The sequence below is a fragment of the Cyanobacterium sp. genome, from assembly GCF_054166785.1.
Window position 1 is genome coordinate 20,039 of sequence record NZ_JBSZCP010000052.1, and the last position, 19,146, is coordinate 39,184.

Genomic DNA, 19,146 nt, shown 5'->3' on the forward strand with positions numbered 1-19,146 from the left:
GCGAACAAATGTTAACAAATTATAGACACAATTATGAATAAATATATTTTAGCCATAGATCAAGGAACCACTAGCACTCGGGCGATTCTTTTTCAAAAAAATGGTCATGTAGTGGCTACTGCCCAAGAAGAATTTACCCAATATTATCCTAACCCGGGGGAAGTAGAACATGATCCTCAAGAAATTTGGCAATCGGTATTATCGGTGGTTGAGGGGGTATGTGATAAAGCTAATATTGAGAAAAAGCAAATAGAGGCTATTGGTGTTACCAATCAGCGGGAAACCACCGTAGTTTGGAATAAAGAAACTGGTAAACCCATTTACAATGCCATTGTCTGGCAAGATAGACGCACTTCTGGCACCATCGATAATTTGAAAGCTAGGGAACTACAAAAAGAGGTCAAAAGTAGATCTGGACTTTTACTAGATGCTTACTTTTCTGGTAGTAAAATAGAGTGGATTTTGGATAATGTGCAGGGGGCGAGGAAACTGGCTAAGGCGGGAAAACTTGCTTTTGGTACTATCGACAGTTGGTTAATTTGGAATTTGACTGGGGGAAAAACCCATATTACGGATGTGGGTAATGCTTCTCGCACTCTTTTACTCAATGTTAACAAGGTACAGTGGGATGTACTTCTTTGTGAATTGTTCGATGTACCGATGAATATGCTTCCTAAATTATGCGACTCTAGCGGTGTTGTGGCTTATACTGATCCTAGCATCTTTGGGGAAGAAATTGCGATCGCAGGTATTGCAGGAGATCAACAGGCAGCCACCTTCGGACATACGGGCTTCCATCCGGGTATTGCTAAAAATACCTACGGCACGGGATGCTTTTTAATTTCCCCCACGGGAAAAGAGCTAGTACCCTCGGAAAAAAGTCTTTTATCCACCATTTGCTGGGGTCTCAATGGCGAGATTACCTACGGCTTGGAGGGGAGTATCTTGGCGGCAGGGTCGGCTATTACATGGCTCAGGGATGGCTTAGGGTTAATTAAATCTGCTTCTGAAGTAACGGAGTTAGCAGAATCTGTACCCGATACGGGGGATGTATTTTTTGTTCCTGCTTTGGCTGGGTTAGGTTCTCCCTATTGGGATCAATATGCAAGGGGTACTATAGTAGGTATTAGCCGTGCTACTACGAAAGCTCACATTGCGAGGGCGACTTTGGAGGGAATTGCTTTCCAAGTATATGATGTGGTGCGTAGTTTAGAAAAAGAGTCTAATATTCCCCTCGAATTGCTCAAGGTGGATGGCGGTGCTGCCCGTAGTGACTTTTTATTGCAATTTCAAGCCGATTTACTGGGTGTACCCGTAGAGCGCCCCGCAGGGGTTGAGTTGACGGCAAGGGGGGTAGCTTATTTTGCTGGGTTAGCAACGGGTTACTGGAAAAATTTACAAGAAATTCAACAGTTAGAAACTACCACTACTACTTTTAAGCCTAAAATATCTGATTCAGAAAGGGATGCTTTAACCAGTCGTTGGGCTGATGCGGTGGAAAGGGCGCACGGTTGGGCGTAGGAATAAATAATGGATAATTGACAATGGATAATGGATAATTCTTTTATCAAGAATTTTGGGTATAAAACCCCGTCATTCATGACGGCTTTATGTTAAAGTGTTAGCAAGGTTTTTAACCGATGTAGCTACGGACAGTAAATAGGCAAAAACCAAGCCAATTTCAAGTATAACGTCTGTGGTATTTTTGGCGGTAGGGCATATCGCTACAGCTTCACCGAGAGAGAGTAAGACCAAGTAAAAAGTTTACTTTTGAAAGGCATCACTTAGTGAAGGAAGAATCCTCTCGTCTTTAGGCAGAGGAGTTGTCAAATGACTATAAATCTGAATTAAAGGTTATTGTCACCATTGCCCATTCCCTATTCCCTAACTCAACCAAAAATCATATTTAAATTCAGTAATGTTTGATTTCTATTTGTTTAGCTAACTGGGTATGGAGTTGATGACTGGCTTTGTAGGCGAGGTAATGGGCGGTGGGAATAGTGCCAAGAAGGCTTAAATCACCGATTAAATCAAGGATTTTATGGCGCACTGGCTCGTTTTCAAACCGTAGGGGAGGATTTACCCAACCGTCATGGCTACATACTAGGGCATTGCTGAGGTTGCCCCCAAGGATTAACCCTTGACTTTGTAAGTGTTCAATTTGTTCGGCAAATCCAAAGGTACGGGCAGGGGCGATCGCACTTTGAAAGGTTTCCCGTTCAGGATACCATGTAAACCACTGATTCTGAATAGCTTTGTAGGGAAAATCAATACCATAGGTAAATACCATTTTATCGGAAGGTAGGGCAGCCACAAAAGCATCTTTATGGCGTATCCAAATTGGTTCATTAATACTATATTTACTCTCACTAAAAGTATAGTCAGGTTGGGAAAGGCGATCGCACCATAATTGTCCAGAGCCATCTAATAAAGGTACTTCAGCCCCATCAATTTCCATCCTTACATCATCAATACCACAAGCACACAAACTAGACAACAAATGCTCCACCGTGCGTACCTTCGCCTCTCCTTGTGCCAACTCCGTAGATAATAAAGTAGTGTCTAAAGAATCAATGGTTGCAGGAATAGAAGGGCTATTAGGTAAATCCACCCGCACAAAATATCTTCCCTTTCCCTTCTCCTCGGGAAACAACTTTACCGTACTAACTTTACCTGAATGAAGCCCGACTCCTGACAACTGAAAAGATTTAAACATAGGTGTTAATAATGGATAATTAAGAATTGATAATGGATAATTGAATGTTGCTAATAATCAAAATTACCACCTAATTACTCAAGAAGGTTAATTGTCCATTGTACATTGTCCATTGTCAACTATTCCAAGCTACCTATGGGACTCGAACCCACAACCTAATCATTACGAATGATTCGCTCTACCAATTGAGCCAAGGTAGCACACAAATTTACCGATAACAATTATAACAAAACTCCTATGATAAGTCATCCTTGAATGGTGGAAAGTGGGAGCTGAATAGTGGAAATAGGTCATAATTATTAACTTTCCATTATCAATTATCAATTATTTACGGTTATACTTCAAATAAGTTAAGAACTATAAAGAACTACTAAAAAATATGAAGGAAACAATTAGAGAAATCTTACAACCTGCAGCAGACCTCTTTTCTGGCTTCAATACCCCCGAAATCGTTGTACATTGGGGACATCCCTTTTTTATGGGTATTGTGATTTTCTTTATGGGTAGTGCCGTCGCCGTTACGGGGTGGCGTAGTCGTCTTCTTACCACTGAAGGAGAAATTGCGGAAAACAAAATGAATCATCGTAAAATTGCTCCCCTGATGACGTTATTTATCATAATGGGTTACAGTGGTGGTTTATTATCCTTGATCATGCAAGGAGAGCCTATTTTATCTAGTCCTCACTTTTGGACTGGTTCATTGGTAATTGGTTTATTAAGTGTAAATGGTTTAATCTCTGCCACTGGTTTTGTGGGAAATAAAGATAGTTTACGCACTGCCCATGCTTACCTTGGTAGTATTGCCGTAACCGTGATGGTTATCCATGCAATTTTAGGATTAAAACTAGGTCTTTCTATCTAGTTATGACGGTTTTAGGATAAAATATCCTTCGTTTATTCCATGTTGAAAGTCTGACCACCAAAATTCCCCTAACTATTACTGTGGATAGTTTTTTGCCCCAGAAGTTGCTCCAGAAAAGTTTGGTTTGGCTCAAGTCTCGTCATTGGGCGAGAAACTCCATTTCACCCCGTTACGCCCTCGTGGAGGCGGCTTTGATTGGAGTTTTTGGGGCATTAGCTGCCTTGTTACTAAAACAGGGTATCGGTTGGTTAGGGGGCATAAGGATTAGTTTGGTAAACCAATGGGGGGCGATCGCCATTTTGCCCTTTTTTGGACTCTTTTTTGGAGCATTAGCAGGGTTACTCTTGGAATATGTTGCACCCACGGCAGGGGGGGGAGGGGTAGCCCAAGTAAAAGCCTCCCTTGCCCGTTATGCGGTGCCATTATCCCTCAAGATAGCTATAGTCAAAATCATTGGTACTATTTTAATATTGGGGGCAGGGTTAACCCTAGGTAGAAGAAGCCCCACGGTACATATTGGGGCAGCCTTAGCCGCCGAATTAACCCGTTTAGTACCCACATCCCCCGAACATCGTCGCCAAATAATTGCCGCAGGGGCAGCAGCGGGATTGGCTGCAGGGTTTAATACCCCCATTGCAGGGGTTATGTTTGTAATTGAGGAGTTGATGCGGGATGTATCTAACCTCACCCTCGAAACTGCCATCGTAGCCTCTTTTACGGGGGCGGTGGTATCAATTATTTTACAAAGTCCTGATTTAAACCTCCCTTCTAGTTTATTACCCTCCGATAGTATTAGTTTTTCCCCCCAACATATTCCCCTCTATCTTGTCCTCGGTATTTCGGGGGGGTTATTGGGGGCTTTGTTTAATAAGGGAGTATTAAAAAGTGTCAAATTCAATCAAAAGTTGAAAATACCCCTCTGGCAAAAAATTGGCTTAACGGGTTTAGTTTGTGGCAGTGCGATCGCCCTTTTGCCCCCCTATTTCCGAGACAATGCAGGATTAAGGGAATTTTTAGTTAAAGGGGAACTATCATGGGAACAAATTGCCTTGGTATTAGCAGCCCATTTTATCTTAACCATCATCGCCGCAGGTTCAGGCGCCCCGGGGGGATTATTTGCCCCAGCCCTGATTATGGGTTCATCTTTAGGTTATCTCATTGCAGACATCGGTAGCGTTTGGATAAACATTGACACCAGAGCAACCTTTGCCTTAGCTGGGATGGGGGCATTTTTTACAGGGGTTGTCAGGGTACCTGTCACCGCCATCGTGATGATATTTGAACTAAACGCTAATTTTAATCTGGTATTGCCCCTCATGATTACCTGTGCGGTGTCTTACATCAGTGCAGAAGCAGTGCAAAAAGGCTCCATGGATCAATTACTATTACATCACATGGGCTACGATTTGGATGATGAAAATAATAATGATAGTAGTCGTCAAAAGGATTTTTTGCGAGAATTAAAGGCGGGTACGGTGATGCAAACCAATGTAGAAACTGTCTCTCCTCGCCTAAAGGTCATTGATTTATTAGATTTGATGTCTTTATCATCCCATCGAGGTTTCCCTGTGGTGAGTGATGGCAAGTTAGTGGGTATCGTTACCCAGTCGGATTTAGTTAAGGTGCGCAATCCTTCTTCCTTGTTACTAACCAAGGAGATTATGACTCCTAACCCCATCAGTGTGCCTCCAGAGGCTTATTTGAGTGATGTTTTATACCTGCTCAATCGTTATACCCTTTCCCGTTTACCCGTGGTGCAGGATGGGCGTTTGGTGGGCATCATTACCCGTACGGATATTATTCGGGTAGAGGTGGATGAGTTGAAGGCAGATGTCGCCATCAAGGCACAGGTTGCTTATACCGTCTATCAAAGTCGTTCCCCTGCTACGGGGAGAGGTTCAATTTTGGTGCCTGTCACTTCCGAGGATGACTACGAAAGTTTAGCTAAAATTGCCATTGCGATCGCCCTTTATAATCATTATGAAATTGAATTTATCAAAGTATTAAAAGTTGCCAAACATTTAGATCCCCACAGTACCTATGTGGACACAAAAAATGCTAGGGAATTAATGCTTAAGCTCGAAGAAATGGGGAAAAAAGCTAATATACCTATCCATACCAGAATAGTAATAACCCACCATCGTACAGGGCTATTGTTAGAAATAATCAAAAGAGAATACATTGATTTATTAATAATGGGATGGGGTAAAAATTCTAGTTCCCAAGAGTTTATATTTTCCCATTTAGTAGATAATTTGATTACCCAAGCACCCTGCGAATTAATCTTAATTAAATTAGGAAATAGCCATAGTTATCCCCATAATTTGATGGCGAGGGGTAGTTGCCTTGTACCCATGGCAGGGGGCCCTAATGCTAGAGAAGGCTTAAAACTTTTACCTGCTTTTCTGAATGTGTATCATCAAGGTAGTTTACCCCCTGTTTGGTTAGCAAAGGTTTCTCCTCCCAATGATAAAAAAGTTGATTCCTCTGACTTATACTTTGCCGTGGAAGAATTGCAGCCCCATGTAGAAACCATGGTAAAACCCCTGTCCATTGCTTCCCATTCCGTGGTAGATGGCATCCGTTTAGTTGCCCATAATCAACGGGCTGAATTAGTCATCGTTGGGGCTTCTCGGGATGGTTTATTAAAACAAACTATCCATGGTAATATCCCCGATGCGATCGCCTCTAAACTCGACACTACCGTTATTCTCATCCGTTTACCATCTTAAAACCATTCCCCATTGCCTGTTCCCTGTTCCCTAGGAAAACTTTTTTTGTGGGAAATCCCTCACTCTGATAGACTTTAATCTTGATGAGATTTACTCAAATCATTATAGAAAATTAAATTTAAAAATCCTCGGAGGATACACAATGATAGAAACTACTATCGGATTAGAAATTATTGAAGTAGTTGAACAAGCTGCGATCGCATCATCTAAATGGATGGGTAAAGGCGAAAAAGATATTGCTGATGAAGTAGCAGTAGAAGCCATGCGCGAGAGAATGAACAAAATCAACATGCGCGGTAGAATCGTAATCGGTGAAGGGGAAAGAGATGACGCTCCCATGCTCTACATCGGTGAAGAAGTGGGCGTATGTACCCAAGAAAATGCCAAAGATTTCTGTAACCCTGATGAGTTAATCGAAATTGACATCGCCGTTGACCCCTGCGAAGGTACTAACCTCGTAGCCTACGGTCAAAATGGTTCCATGGCAGTATTAGCTATTTCAGAAAAAGGTGGCTTGTTTGCCGCCCCCGACTTCTACATGAAGAAATTAGCTGCCCCCCCTGCTGCTAAAGGTCTTGTGGACATCAACAAATCCGCTACCGAAAACATCAAAATTCTTTCCGAGTGTTTAAAACGCGCCCCCGAAGAATTAGTAGTTGTCGTAATGGACAGATCTCGCCATGAAGATTTAATTAAAGAAATCCGTGCTGCCGGTGCAAGGGTTCGCCTAATCAGTGATGGTGACGTGAGTGCGGCTTTATCCTGTGCTTTCTCTGGTACTAACATCCATGCCCTCATGGGTATTGGTGCGGCTCCTGAAGGGGTTATTTCCGCCGCTGCCATGCGTTGTTTGGGTGGTCACTTCCAAGGACAATTAATTTATGATCCTGCGGTAGTTAAAACTGGTTTAATTGGTGAGAGCAGAGAAGGAAACCTCGCTCGTCTAACCGAAATGGGCATCACTGACCCTGATAAGGTTTACACTGCTGAGGAATTAGCTTCTGGAGAAACCGTTTTATTTGCGGCCTGTGGTATTACCCCTGGTACTTTGATGAATGGTGTTCGTTTCTTCCATGGTGGCGCCAGAACCCAAAGTTTAGTTATTTCTAGTCAGTCTAGTACCGCTCGTTTTGTAGATACTGTCCACATGTTTGATAAGCCTCAAACTATCCAATTAAAATAGTATTTCTACTTAACTTTGCTTAAGAATTTATAATTCAATATTTTAACTCCTCTGCCCATGGGCTTATCCTTTTTTTAGGTGAAAAGAGGAGTTTTTCTCTTATGGTTTATTATTAAAATGGCTATTTTTTTCTTATTTTCTGTTTACGATTATGTGGAAAAATGATAATGTTTAAACTTTTACGGTAAGTAACTTTACTTGAATCGTGATTGGTTTAATCATTCAAAAATATCCAACTGAGTCATAATTTCCTCGCTATTTTCCTGATTAGAAGGAGTTAACTTTTTGATATTCTTGCGCAAACCCATGGCGATTTTACTGTGTTTTTCAATTTGAGTCATTACCTGTTTTGCACGGCTAATTACTACCTTTGGTAAACCTGCTAATCTTCCTGCCTCGATACCGTAGGATTTGTCTGCCCCTCCTGCCTTAACTTCATGGAGGAAAATTATTTCATTTTCTAACTCTTTTACCGTTACTTGGTAGTTAGCCACATTATCCAAGATAGAAGCCAATTCGTTTAACTCGTGGTAATGGGTGGCGAAAATGGTACGGCTTTGGATTTCGATGGCAAGGTATTCGGCAACGGCCCAAGCGATAGATAAACCGTCAAAGGTGGCTGTACCTCTACCTATTTCATCTAGTAATACCAAAGATTTTTCGGTGGCATGGTTGAGGATATTGGCGGTTTCGTTCATTTCCACCATAAAAGTAGATTGCCCTGTGGCGATGTCATCCACCGCCCCTACACGGGTAAAAATGCGATCGCATATACTAATTTTGGCACTATCCGCAGGAATAAAACTACCAATTTGAGTCATTAATTGAATTAATCCCACCTGACGCAGATAACAACTTTTGCCACTGGCATTAGGTCCAGTTAATACTATTAAATCAGGGGTTTTTTGCGCCCCTAAAGAAGTAGAATTAGGCACAAACATCCCAAAACCTAATATTTTTTCTACCACGGGATGACGACCATTTTTTATTTTTATGGTGCGATCTTCGGTAATTTCTGGGCGGTTATAATCTTGATATACTGCTAACTCTGCCAATCCGCTTAATACATCCATAGCGGCGATCGCCCTTGCTACTTTCCTAATTTCCGTAGTTTTTTGAGCAACCGTAGCACGTAAATCCACAAAAATTTGATACTCAAACTTTGCTAGATCATCCTTAGCATTTAAAATGCGATTTTCCTTCTCTTTTAACTCAGCAGTAATGTATCTTTCTTCATTTAATAAAGTTTGTTTACGCTGATAATTTTCGGGGGCAAATTCCGCCTTAGAACGAGGCATACTGATATAATAACCAAAGGTTTTGTTATAACCCACCTTCAGATTACTAATCCCCGTGCGCTCCCTTTCCGTCACCTCCAGATTAGCCAACCATTCCTTATCCCCATCAATTAAACGGCGCATCTCATCCAACTGCTGATTTACCCCATCTCGGATAATACCCCCCTCCTTCACGTGTTGCGGAGGAGACTCCACCAAAGAATCTACCACCTCTTTTCCCAACTCCTCCAACTCAGGAGGTACATTTTGCAAGGCTTGGAAATAGGGCGATTTACCTTCCTTTGCCAACTCCGCTAAATAGGTCAATTTTAATAAAGAATCCCCCAAATTGAGCAATTCCTTCGGATTTGCCGTACCAGCACCCACCCTGCCCGTAATGCGTTCTAAATCATAGATACTCTTAAATAAACTCCTCATCTCCTCTCGTAAAGGCAAATTATCAATTAACTCCGCAATGGTATCTTGACGGGCAATAATTCCCCGCTTACTGAGTAGTGGTTGCAATAACCAACGCCTTAACGCCCTTGCTCCCATAGCGGTACAAGTCTTATCCAAAGCCCACAGTAAAGAGCCGTGAAAGGTGTTATCTCGCACCGTAGAGGTAATTTCGAGGTTACGCCGTGAAGTGGCATCCAACATCAAATAATCGGCAATGCTGTAAGTGCGAATAAGTTGCAAGGGTACTTGATTCGCCTTTTGGGTATCCTGCACATAATCGAGTAATCCCCCCGCCGCCCGAATGGCTAAGGGTAAATGTTCACAACCCACCCCCTCAAGGGATTTGAGTTTAAATTCTAATAATAACTTGGGTTTGGCTTCGTTAATATCAAAGGTTTTTTGCGATCGCAACGTATAACAAAAACAATCGGGAAGAAATTCAGGTAGATGCTCCGACTTTTGCCCCGGACGCAATAAACTATTAATATCAGGAGCATTAACAGGAAATAATATCTCCGCAGGTTGCAATCGTAACAACTCCGTAGCCAAGCTGCCTAAATCTTTACTTTGAGTAGTAAAAAATTCCCCCGTAGAGATGTCTGCATAAGCCAAACCCCAATGCTCCTTTGCCACCACCACCGCTGCCAAAAAATTATTTTGCCGTGAGGGTAGCATCTCATCTTCCGTCACCGTGCCGGGGGTTAATAACTTAGTAATCGCCCGTTTTACTAACCTTTTTTCCGCCGTAGCCTTGGCGGCATCCTCCACCTGATCACAGATTACCACCCCATAGCCCTTTTCTACCAGTTGCCGAGCATAACGATCAAGGGCGTGATGGGGTACCCCTGTCATGGCAATTCTACCCACATTTTGCCCCGCATCCTTACTGGTAATCATCAATTCCAACTCTTGGGCAATTGTCACCGCATCCTGAAAAAAGCACTCAAAAAAATCCCCCACCCTATACAGTAAAAGACAGTTAGGATATTGTTCCTTTACCTCCACATAATGATGATACATGGGGGTTAAGTCTTTGATGTTGATTAACCGATAATCTTCGTGGGGAGCGTTTCTGGTGGCTTTAGTGGTAACAATTTCCGTCATTATTTCCTATCAATTTTTGGGCTTTTCCTATTCTATTATTAACTAGGATGAGGAAACTAATCAATAATCTCCCTAAAACTTATCGATTCACTCATGGCAAAATATAATCTCAGTTTTATCACCGATGCTAATTTATAGCGTTTCTCAGAGTTATGAGGTATGTTGATTATTGCCAAGTCCCCCTTATTAAGGGGGATTTAGGGGGATCGTTTTGTATTTCATTAGTATAATAATTGCTATATATAATCACACAAAAGAAACCGTTGAAAAATACAAATTTAAAATAGACTTAAAAACTTTTAATAAAAATTTAATTGACCTTATTAAATTAACATTTGACTCTAAAGTTTATCATAGAAGTATTGTTGATGTAATTGAAAGTGAAATAATTAGACAAATGGATAAGTCAAACACTAATCATATTGGCTATTTTCATCAAAATATTTTTCAATATATTGGGAATGGTTGGACAGTACCAAAACATGGTTATGACGTAATCAATGAGAAGTTAAAAAGTATCTATTTACTATCTTTTCGTAAATATCAAGGATTTGATCAGTTTAATGTCTAAAGAATTTGTCACAGAAGCCCTACTCGCTGATATATTATCAGTTTCTCGAACAACCATCGAAAAATGGAAAATAAGCGGTAAGATAAAACCTTCTGCAAATGATCGATATTACTTAGAAGACTTACAACATTTTCCTTCTATTAAATCGATGATCAATTCTCAGTGGGAGAAGCAACAAAATATTATTCCCAAAAGAAAATATCAATCCATAGAACTTTTTGCAGGAGCTGGTGGTTTAGCCATTGGCTTAGAAAAAGCAGGTTTTGATACCATTGCTTTAAATGAAATCGATAAAGATTCTTGCAATACTTTACGACATAATCGCCCCCATTGGAATGTAATTGAAGGAGATATTAGTAAGGTTAATTTTTTAAACTATAGTCAATATAATATTGATTTATTATCAGGAGGATTTCCTTGTCAGGCTTTTTCCTATGCTGGAAATAAATTAGGATTTGAAGATACGAGAGGAACTCTTTTTTTTGAATTTGCTAGGGCGATTAAGGAGTTACAACCAAAAGTTTTTGTGGGGGAAAATGTACGAGGTTTACTAAACCATGAACAGGGTAAAACTTTAAGTATCATTAAATCAGTAGTTGCTGAATTGGGATATATTTTAATTGAACCTAGAGTATTAAAAGCTATTTTTTATCGTGTACCTCAAAAGCGAGAAAGATTATTTTTAATAGGTATTAGAAAGGATTTATTTAACTATACAAATTTTATCTGGCCTGATCCTTTTCCACGCATTATGACTTTAAAAGATGCCTTAAAAAAAGGGCAATTATATAATAGTGATTGTCCTCCCTCTGCTGGTCAAAATTATCCTGTTAAAAAACAAAAAGTAATGGATTTAGTACCCCCAGGGGGTTGTTGGACAGATTTGCCTGAAGAGATTAAGCGTGAGTATATGGGCAAAAGTTATTTTTTGGGGGGAGGAAAAACGGGTATTGCCAGAAGGTTATCTTTTGATCTTCCTAGCTTAACTTTAACATGTTCTCCTGCTCAAAAACAAACAGAAAGATGTCACCCCGAAGAGACTAGACCTCTAACAATCAGGGAGTATGCTAGAATTCAAACCTTTCCTGACGAATGGAATTTTATGGGGTCAATTAGTAGTCAATATCGCCAGATAGGTAATGCGGTACCCGTTAATTTGGGGTGGGCTTTGGGTAATAGTCTAATAGCTGTTTTAAATCAAATAGAGGACAAAAATAAGCTCAAGAATAAGCAGGTTTATCAGATTCCTACCATGGGTAACAAACAAATAGACTTATTTGATATTAGTTGTTATGGTTCAACTATCCGAAACGATAACCAAAACCTCTTACGGTAATGATATATTCTGGGTGGCTAGGGTCTAATTCTAATTTTTCCCTTAACCAACGAATATGCACATCGACAGTTTTAGTATCTCCCAAAAAGTCTGCACCCCAAATGTTGTTGATGAGTTGATCTCTATCCCACACCCTTTTAGGATAGGTCATAAATAGTTCTAAGAGCTTAAATTCTTTGGGAGAAAGGCTTACGGGTTCATTTCTCACCATTACTCTGCATTCATCGGGAAATAGAATAATTTCTTTATATTGTTTAAGGTTGTCTGATGGGGTGTTGTTGATACCGTTACGGCGAATTAAGGCTCGACAACGGGCGACTAATTCTTTCATGCTGAAGGGTTTGGTGAGGTAGTCATCTGCCCCTACTTCTAATCCTAATACCCTATCGGTTTCAGCAGCTTTGGCACTTAAAATTAAAATGGGGATATTATTACCTTTATTTCTGAGCAAACGGCATATATCCAAGCCATTTACTTCGGGTAACATTAGATCTAAAATTATCATGTCAAACCCTTGCTTTTCAGTATTTTGGATGGTTTGACGCTCTAGTAAATTGAGTGCTTCTCTACCGTTGTTAGTTTTAATTACTTGATAGCCTTCTTCTTCTAGGTTAAGACCAATCATGTTTCGGATCAAGTCTTCGTCTTCAATGACAAGGATACGGCTGGGGAGTTGTCTTTTTGTACTGGAGGCAATGGGCGGTAAATCCAGAGTAAGCATAAAAACTCTCTATGTTTTGTTCTCTAATAACATTTATATCAGAATATGGGTTAAGGATTTTAATTTGCTTTATTAATTTTGTTAAAATTTTTTGACGTAATTTTTGGGGATCGATTAGATTAGTAGTTAAGTAATTATTGGAGATTTAAGGAATTATGGATGTTAAACTATTATTATTGATTTTGACTGGTTTATTTATCGTAGCGGCTCCGTTTTTTGGCACTAGAAATGGTTTTTATGATTCCGATAATTATGACGGAAATGGCTCTGCTCATTAATTTATGGCGGTTATGATTCAACGGCAGGAATATTCTTCTCCTTCTTTTCATCTGTCTTGCTCTCCTTTGGCGGTGGGTCATGGTACGGAGGGTTTGGCTATTATGTTAAATGTGGGAGAATATCGTATTTTGCTTGATTGCGGTTTGGAGGATATGAAGCCCTTGGTAGTGGACCAGTCTTTACCGCCCCATTGGGTCTTTTGTACCCATGCCCATCATGATCATGCTCGGGGTTTGTTATCTTTACATGAAATATATCCCCATCTTCCTATTTATTCTAGCGAGGTGACTAGAAAACTTTTGCCTCTTAATTGGCTTCGGGATGATGGCTCGATGGTGGAGCCTTTTTGTGATAGTATTCCATGGCGATCGCCCTTACAATTAGAACATAATTTAAGTGTAGAATTATATCCTGCTGGGCATTTACCGGGGGCAGCGGCGGTATTATTCCGTTACCATCATGGGGATAGGGTGTACAAAATTTTTTATACGGGGGACTTTTGCCTATCTAATTTGCAATTAGTAGAGGGTTTATCCCTTGATAATATGCGTGGTTTAACCCCCGATGTGTTGATTATTGAAGGGACCTACGGCACTGCACGGCATCCCCACCGTCGTCAACAAGAAAAACATTTGATGACCAAAATTCGGGAAGCGATCGCCTCTGATATAAATGTTATCCTACCAGTACCTACCTTTGGTTTAGGGCAAGAATTATTAAAACTATTGAGATCGCACCATCAATTTACTGGGGCAAATATTGATATATGGGTAGATGGCAACGTGGCGATCGCCTGTGATCTATACTTGGAACTAATGGACTATTTTCCCGCCAATGTGCAAAACTTTGCCAAACATCAACCTCTTTTTTGGGATGAAAAAATAAAGCCCCGCATGAGGAGATTAACCCCTGACATTGACCTTAAAAAACTAGGGGAAAAAACATCCATTATACTAACCGATAACCTATCAAAAATAGAAGAATATTGCCAAGAAAACGAATATAAATGGCTAATATTGATTCCAGAACATTCAAAAATTAATAAAAGTCAAACCTTTAATAAAATTATAAATAAACTAAATCCCGAAAAAGTAATCGTAGAAAATTACCTATTAGCAGAACATAGCGACGGACGAAATACCACCCAACTAATCCACAACCTCCGTCCTCAACACGTCATTTTTGTCCATGGCACCCCCAACTACCTCGCCGACTTAACCGCCCTCGAAGAATTACAAAATCGTTACCAACTCCACTGCCCCGAAGTAAACATCAAAGTAGATTTACCCATCGGAGAGCAATTTATTCAACCAAAAATTAGCCCCCAACAAAACTACGAAGGAGAATTGAACGAAACAGGAGCATATATCACCATCACCCTACCAGAGCAACTAAACAAAGACTCTCGATGGCAAAATTTTGCCGATACAGGATTAATAGAAGCCCGATGGCAAGGAGAAGAATTAGTATTACGGGGCTTATCTCAACGGGAATTGCTACAGCAAAATAGTTCCATTCGTCGTCAACTCAATGCCGAATCATGCCATAACTGTATTCACTACGATGAAGATAGTTGTCATAACGAAAATTCCCCCCTTCACGGTTTTGAAGTACCCGAAGACGGATTTTGTCCAGCCTTTGAAGATGATTAAACACCAAACATCGTCCACTACTTCACCATTTCCCCTTGTTATGCTGGGGAGCAAAAAAAAGACCATACTAATAAATCAGAGCCAGTATTAAGGGGGATTTAAAAGTACCCTAATTATTCGTAAAAATAATATTGAAATTATCTCGCACAAAACGTAAAAAAACCTCCCGCAGTGCAGGAATAGACTCCTCATTAACCAAATAGGTTTTAAACTCTTGCCCCTCGCTCAAATAATCAGCATATCCAGCCTGAAGATAGGGAGCAAAACTTTCATTATCCCGGATGTGTACCTCAAAAAAAGCCAACATCATCGAATGGGTATATTCATTTAACAATATAGGGGAAGGCAAAGTTAAATTAGTCACCGTGGTGATTAAATCAGTAATACCCGCATCTAATTGGGAAAAATCCACATGGGCTTGTCCTTCCTGTAACTGTAAATAAACATCAGGAATATCAAGGAGAGGATGGGTTTGTGCTAGCTCAAATACAAAAGGCGTAGCGGGATCATAACTTCCTGCCGCAAGAAATAAAGGAGTTTCTAAATTATTCACTCCATCAGGTCCAAAAATTGCACCATTAACAGGGTTCATGGCAAAAACAGCTTTTATCCTTTCATCCCTAAATCGATAGTCTTCCTGGGGCAATGGCAATGCTCTACATTGTAAAATAAGGGCGGTATTAAGATTGCCAATATCTAGGTTACAACGTTCCTCAAGTCTTTCCCAATCAAAGGTTGCTCCCCCCACAGCTAGGGCGGTATATCCTCCGAAAGAGTGACCAAAAATCCCCACGTTTTCCATGTTTAATTTGCCTTGCCACCTAGATTGATTTAAAATTTCTAATTCATCAAGGGCATGGGTAATGTCTAGGGGGCGGTTAATAAATTCATCCCTCACAAATAATTCTCCCGTAAATCCCCTAAGAAAATCTTCCGTTTGTCGAATATCACTGCCAATGTGTTGGGGAATAATCACAAAATAGCCATAGGAAGCGAGATGCTCTGCCCTAGCGTGAAAATCTTCGGGGCGGGAGTTAATTCCGTGGGAAATTACTACTACAGGGGTATTTGCCCCCATTTGAGTAGGATAATAAATTTCAGCGTAGTATCTTCTGTCACGGGATTGATCAAATAAATTAATGGTTTCGTTGTTAAAGGAAATATCTCCCTCATGACGAATATCGGGCAGGTTAGCGTAGTTTATTCCTCTCGATTGAAGGCTTTGTATTTCCGCTTGTCTAATTACTTCTTGTTCATAAATCCTACCTGCTTCGAGGACTGTTTCTACTTGTCGGGTGTAGCGTAGGATGCGCTGAATGTCAATTTCCACATCTACGGCAAGGTTATTGAGGATATTAATTAGTTTTAGCCCTTCAGGTTGCAATACTGACTTTACCAATGCCCCACGAATTAAGTGTTTGCCATTTCTACCCCCTCTTACGTTGATAACACTACCTAAATAGTTGAGGAGTCTTTCGGCTTCTTCGGTGTTGAGGGAGCGGGAAATGAGAATGGGATCTACTTCTACGGGGGTGATGAGGGCTTCCCTAAATTGTTGTTTTTGGTTTTCATTTACTCCTGCTAAATTGAGGTAGGTTTGTAGATTGCGGTTAACTTCCCCTGTTTGTGCAAATAGTTGTAGGGATTCTACTCTCAGGGTAAGACTAAGGGGGCTATATATAAATGATATGTTACGGGCGATCGCCTCTTGTGTGTTAATAATTTCAGCAATCCCGATGGTAGTTAACGTTGCGATCGCACTGAGGGCAATGGCACTAATTTTATTTACTCGAAACATAATAATTAGTTGAATGAATAAAGGAATGGGCAGGAAGCACAAGATGACAGCCTTTATATAGCAATTATCATGGTTACGGGGTACAAAATGATCCCCCTACATCCCCCACAAATTCGGGGGGCTTGAAAATCATAAATGTATCTCATAATTATAAAAAACGCTATATATTAATCTAATACAAAAATAATGACCTATTAATTATCCATTATTCATTATCAATTATCAATTATTCACTGAACCTTTTAAAAACCTCTCTTGTCTAAAATAGTAAGTCAATTAAAAAACAAAGATTTATGACAGTGTTAGCGGATGATCACACCAAAATGACTGATTCTGAACTAATTCAGAGGTGTCAGCTTGGGGACGAGAATTCCTTTCGTTTAGTATATCAACGTTATCGGCACAAAGTACGAGCAACTTTGTTTAAACTATGCGGTCAAGAAATACTCGATGATTTAACCCAAGAAGTATTCTTAAAAGCGTGGAAAGCATTGCCAAAACTTAGGGAATCAAAATATTTTTCCACTTGGCTATACCGCATTTGTTGGAACGTTGCGTGCGATCGCCGTAAACAGTTAGCAAAGATCCGTAGAGACAAAAAAACCCTTTACCAATACGCTCCCGAAGTCGTCACAGACAAAAGAGAATTATTACAAATCCACTACCAAGAAATAGTGCAACAAGGGTTACAAAGTCTCAAAATAGATCATCGTGTGGTGCTAGTATTACACGATCTCGAAGACTTACCCCAAAAAGAAATTGCCGAAATACTGACAATTCCTGTGGGTACAGTAAAATCAAGACTGTTTAACGCTCGTAAAGCCATGCGCAAATTTTTAGAAAATCAGGGGGTTAATATATGAGTAAACTTTTCCACCATCATTCTTCCGATGACGAAGAATTTGTCCATTTTCTCAAACACCATTGTCCTAAAACTCCTTCCCCACCTTCAAACCATGAAGAGTTGTTATTTAACGCCATTGCCCAGGAGAAAAAAGCAAATCATCACAAAACCATTCGTTGGCGTTGGGCCATTCCCACCACCCTAGTCACGGGTTTACTAATCCTTTGGGGTGCATCCACATCCCAACGAATAACCCCCCAAGTAGCCCAAGATACCACGGAGTTAGAAGCCTTTATTTTTGAAGTATGGTCATATTCATCCCCCACTCAAAATGCTGATTTTAACCCAAACTCCGACTACGTCACCTTCACCAATGAATTTTAAAAATTAAGATTGCCCCTAGTGCCCCTTAGTAAAGGGGGAAAACCCCTCAAAAAATCTAACAACCGAAAACAAAAATAGGGGTAACTAAATAGCAAGTCCCCCGAATCCACGGGGAACATAGGGGGATCTCTCCCCGAACCCAAAGAAGATTTAGGGAGATCCCAAACCATAAAACTCACAAACTAACACTATCCTATTTCAAAGGAAAAAAATGATTATGAAGAACAATATTCGCCAAATCTTAGCTTTTACAACCATCTTAACCCTCGCCGGGGCCACCAGAACCATGGCGCTTAATGTTGATCCCATCAACCTCGAAACTAGCCTAAACGAAACCATCGAACTAGCCCAAGCCAGAGAAGGGGGCAAAAGATGGGGAGCCAACAAAACAGGAGGGCAAAGCCGTCTTATCCAAGAACTAAACCTCACCACCGAACAACAACAGCAAATGGTGGAAATTAAAAATAAATATGAACCTCGCATGACCCAACTTCGGGAACAAATGAGGACAGAGCGTCAAACCCTCCAAACCATGATGAACAATAACGAATCCACCGAAGCCATCCGAGCCAAAAACCAAACCATCTCCAACCTCAACCAACAAATGCGGGAGCTAGGGTTTGAGACCATGCTAGAAATGCGTGAAGTCTTAACACCCCAACAAAGGCAACAACTAAGCCAAATTATGAACGAAAGGAGATCTAGTAATACCCGCCGTGCTCAATAAATAGCTAACTTTACCATTACACGCTCACATTCACACCAAGGAATGTGGGTTTTTTTTTCCAAATCTTGACGTTTTCTCTCTGATACCAAGTCCCCGAATTTGCGGGGGATTTAGGGAGATCATTTTGTACCCCTTAAAAATTTTTCTTCATACAAACTTTATTGCATTCATAGAAACTTTACACAAACTTCATACTTTTGGATGGAATAGGTTAGACAACTTAGTATATAATTCCCTTCAGAAACTAAGTGGAAATTGTCAAAATAAATTGTAATACAAAGTTACAAAGTCTTGACTCACCCTAATTTATATAGGTATCATCCACAAAATAACAAATACTAAGTCAAACTAATTAATAATCTTTGGCACTCTGCAAAAAAACATTGCAAAAATAACTCAGTCCATTACTTATTTTTACCATCAGAGGAACAAGAAAAAGTTTTCTTAATTAGTTCAAACTAGAGTAAACTTCATAAAAATATTATTCTCAGAAGGAGAACA

The 19,146-nt window shown here is 40.2% G+C and carries 15 protein-coding genes and 1 tRNA gene; 11 read left to right on the top strand and 5 right to left on the bottom strand.

The features are described 5' to 3' along the window. Positions 1-33 precede the first annotated feature (33 nt). Positions 34-1,521, top strand: coding sequence for a glycerol kinase GlpK (glpK, locus tag ACXITR_RS10510; RefSeq protein WP_457997176.1), 1,488 nt, complete (start codon positions 34-36; stop codon positions 1,519-1,521). A gap of 391 nt (positions 1,522-1,912) precedes the next feature. Here the strand turns inward: glpK and lpxC are convergent, their stop codons facing one another. Continuing rightward, complete coding sequence (gene lpxC / locus ACXITR_RS10515) at positions 1,913-2,716, bottom strand: UDP-3-O-acyl-N-acetylglucosamine deacetylase (RefSeq protein WP_457997177.1); 804 nt, start codon at positions 2,714-2,716, stop codon at positions 1,913-1,915. A gap of 127 nt (positions 2,717-2,843) precedes the next feature. Then, positions 2,844-2,916 (bottom strand) — tRNA-Thr (locus ACXITR_RS10520). 179 nt (positions 2,917-3,095) lie between these two features. Here ACXITR_RS10520 and ACXITR_RS10525 point away from each other — a divergent pair. The 3 genes from ACXITR_RS10525 to glpX all read left to right on the top strand — a co-directional run bounded on the left by ACXITR_RS10525 (position 3,096) and on the right by glpX (position 7,493). Then, a complete protein-coding gene (locus ACXITR_RS10525) occupies positions 3,096-3,578 on the top strand; it encodes a DUF4079 domain-containing protein (protein ID WP_457997178.1) in 483 nt (160 codons plus the stop codon). A gap of 80 nt (positions 3,579-3,658) precedes the next feature. Continuing rightward, positions 3,659-6,310 carry a chloride channel protein gene (locus ACXITR_RS10530; protein ID WP_457997179.1) on the top strand — a complete coding sequence of 884 codons (2,652 nt, stop codon included), beginning with the start codon at positions 3,659-3,661 and terminating at the stop codon, positions 6,308-6,310. Positions 6,311-6,455: 145 nt separating this feature from the next. Next, positions 6,456-7,493 (top strand): class II fructose-bisphosphatase, encoded by a 1,038-nt coding sequence (gene glpX / locus ACXITR_RS10535; RefSeq protein WP_457997216.1) that lies wholly within the window; start codon positions 6,456-6,458, stop codon positions 7,491-7,493. Positions 7,494-7,711: 218 nt separating this feature from the next. Here the strand turns inward: glpX and mutS are convergent, their stop codons facing one another. Continuing rightward, positions 7,712-10,333, bottom strand: coding sequence for a DNA mismatch repair protein MutS (gene mutS / locus ACXITR_RS10540; protein ID WP_457997180.1), 2,622 nt, complete (start codon positions 10,331-10,333; stop codon positions 7,712-7,714). Between the two features lie 211 nt (positions 10,334-10,544). Between mutS and ACXITR_RS10545 the strand changes: the two genes are divergently transcribed. Both ACXITR_RS10545 and dcm read left to right on the top strand, forming a co-directional pair. Beyond that, complete coding sequence (locus ACXITR_RS10545) at positions 10,545-10,904, top strand: Eco47II family restriction endonuclease (RefSeq protein WP_457997181.1); 360 nt, start codon at positions 10,545-10,547, stop codon at positions 10,902-10,904. Then, complete coding sequence (gene dcm, locus ACXITR_RS10550; RefSeq protein ID WP_457997182.1) at positions 10,897-12,240, top strand: DNA (cytosine-5-)-methyltransferase; 1,344 nt, start codon at positions 10,897-10,899, stop codon at positions 12,238-12,240. The genes ACXITR_RS10545 and dcm overlap by 8 nt, the downstream gene beginning before the upstream one ends. On the opposite strand, the gene ACXITR_RS10555 is transcribed toward dcm, so the two are convergent. Next, positions 12,206-12,961 (bottom strand): winged helix-turn-helix domain-containing protein, encoded by a 756-nt coding sequence (locus ACXITR_RS10555; protein WP_457997183.1) that lies wholly within the window; start codon positions 12,959-12,961, stop codon positions 12,206-12,208. The genes dcm and ACXITR_RS10555 overlap by 35 nt on opposite strands. A gap of 155 nt (positions 12,962-13,116) precedes the next feature. Here ACXITR_RS10555 and ACXITR_RS10560 point away from each other — a divergent pair, with 155 nt between their 5' ends. Both ACXITR_RS10560 and ACXITR_RS10565 read left to right on the top strand, forming a co-directional pair. Then, a complete protein-coding gene (locus ACXITR_RS10560) occupies positions 13,117-13,239 on the top strand; it encodes a hypothetical protein (protein ID WP_255365533.1) in 123 nt (40 codons plus the stop codon). A 12-nt stretch (positions 13,240-13,251) separates the two neighbouring features. Continuing rightward, a complete protein-coding gene (locus ACXITR_RS10565) occupies positions 13,252-14,892 on the top strand; it encodes an MBL fold metallo-hydrolase (RefSeq protein ID WP_457997217.1) in 1,641 nt (546 codons plus the stop codon). Between the two features lie 109 nt (positions 14,893-15,001). Here the strand turns inward: ACXITR_RS10565 and ACXITR_RS10570 are convergent, their stop codons facing one another. Then, positions 15,002-16,690, bottom strand: a complete 1,689-nt coding sequence (locus ACXITR_RS10570) for an alpha/beta hydrolase (protein ID WP_457997184.1) — start codon at positions 16,688-16,690, stop codon at positions 15,002-15,004. 293 nt (positions 16,691-16,983) lie between these two features. Here ACXITR_RS10570 and ACXITR_RS10575 point away from each other — a divergent pair, with 293 nt between their 5' ends. The 3 genes from ACXITR_RS10575 (at position 16,984) to ACXITR_RS10585 (ending at position 18,645) form a co-directional block, all read left to right on the top strand. Beyond that, positions 16,984-17,553 carry a sigma-70 family RNA polymerase sigma factor gene (locus ACXITR_RS10575; protein WP_457997185.1) on the top strand — a complete coding sequence of 190 codons (570 nt, stop codon included), beginning with the start codon at positions 16,984-16,986 and terminating at the stop codon, positions 17,551-17,553. Beyond that, positions 17,550-17,918, top strand: coding sequence for a hypothetical protein (locus ACXITR_RS10580; protein ID WP_457997186.1), 369 nt, complete (start codon positions 17,550-17,552; stop codon positions 17,916-17,918). Before ACXITR_RS10575 ends, ACXITR_RS10580 begins: the two co-directional genes overlap by 4 nt. A 217-nt stretch (positions 17,919-18,135) precedes the next feature. Then, on the top strand, positions 18,136-18,645 hold the full coding sequence (locus tag ACXITR_RS10585) for a Spy/CpxP family protein refolding chaperone (RefSeq protein ID WP_457997187.1): 510 nt from the start codon (positions 18,136-18,138) through the stop codon (positions 18,643-18,645). Positions 18,646-19,146 lie beyond the last annotated feature (501 nt).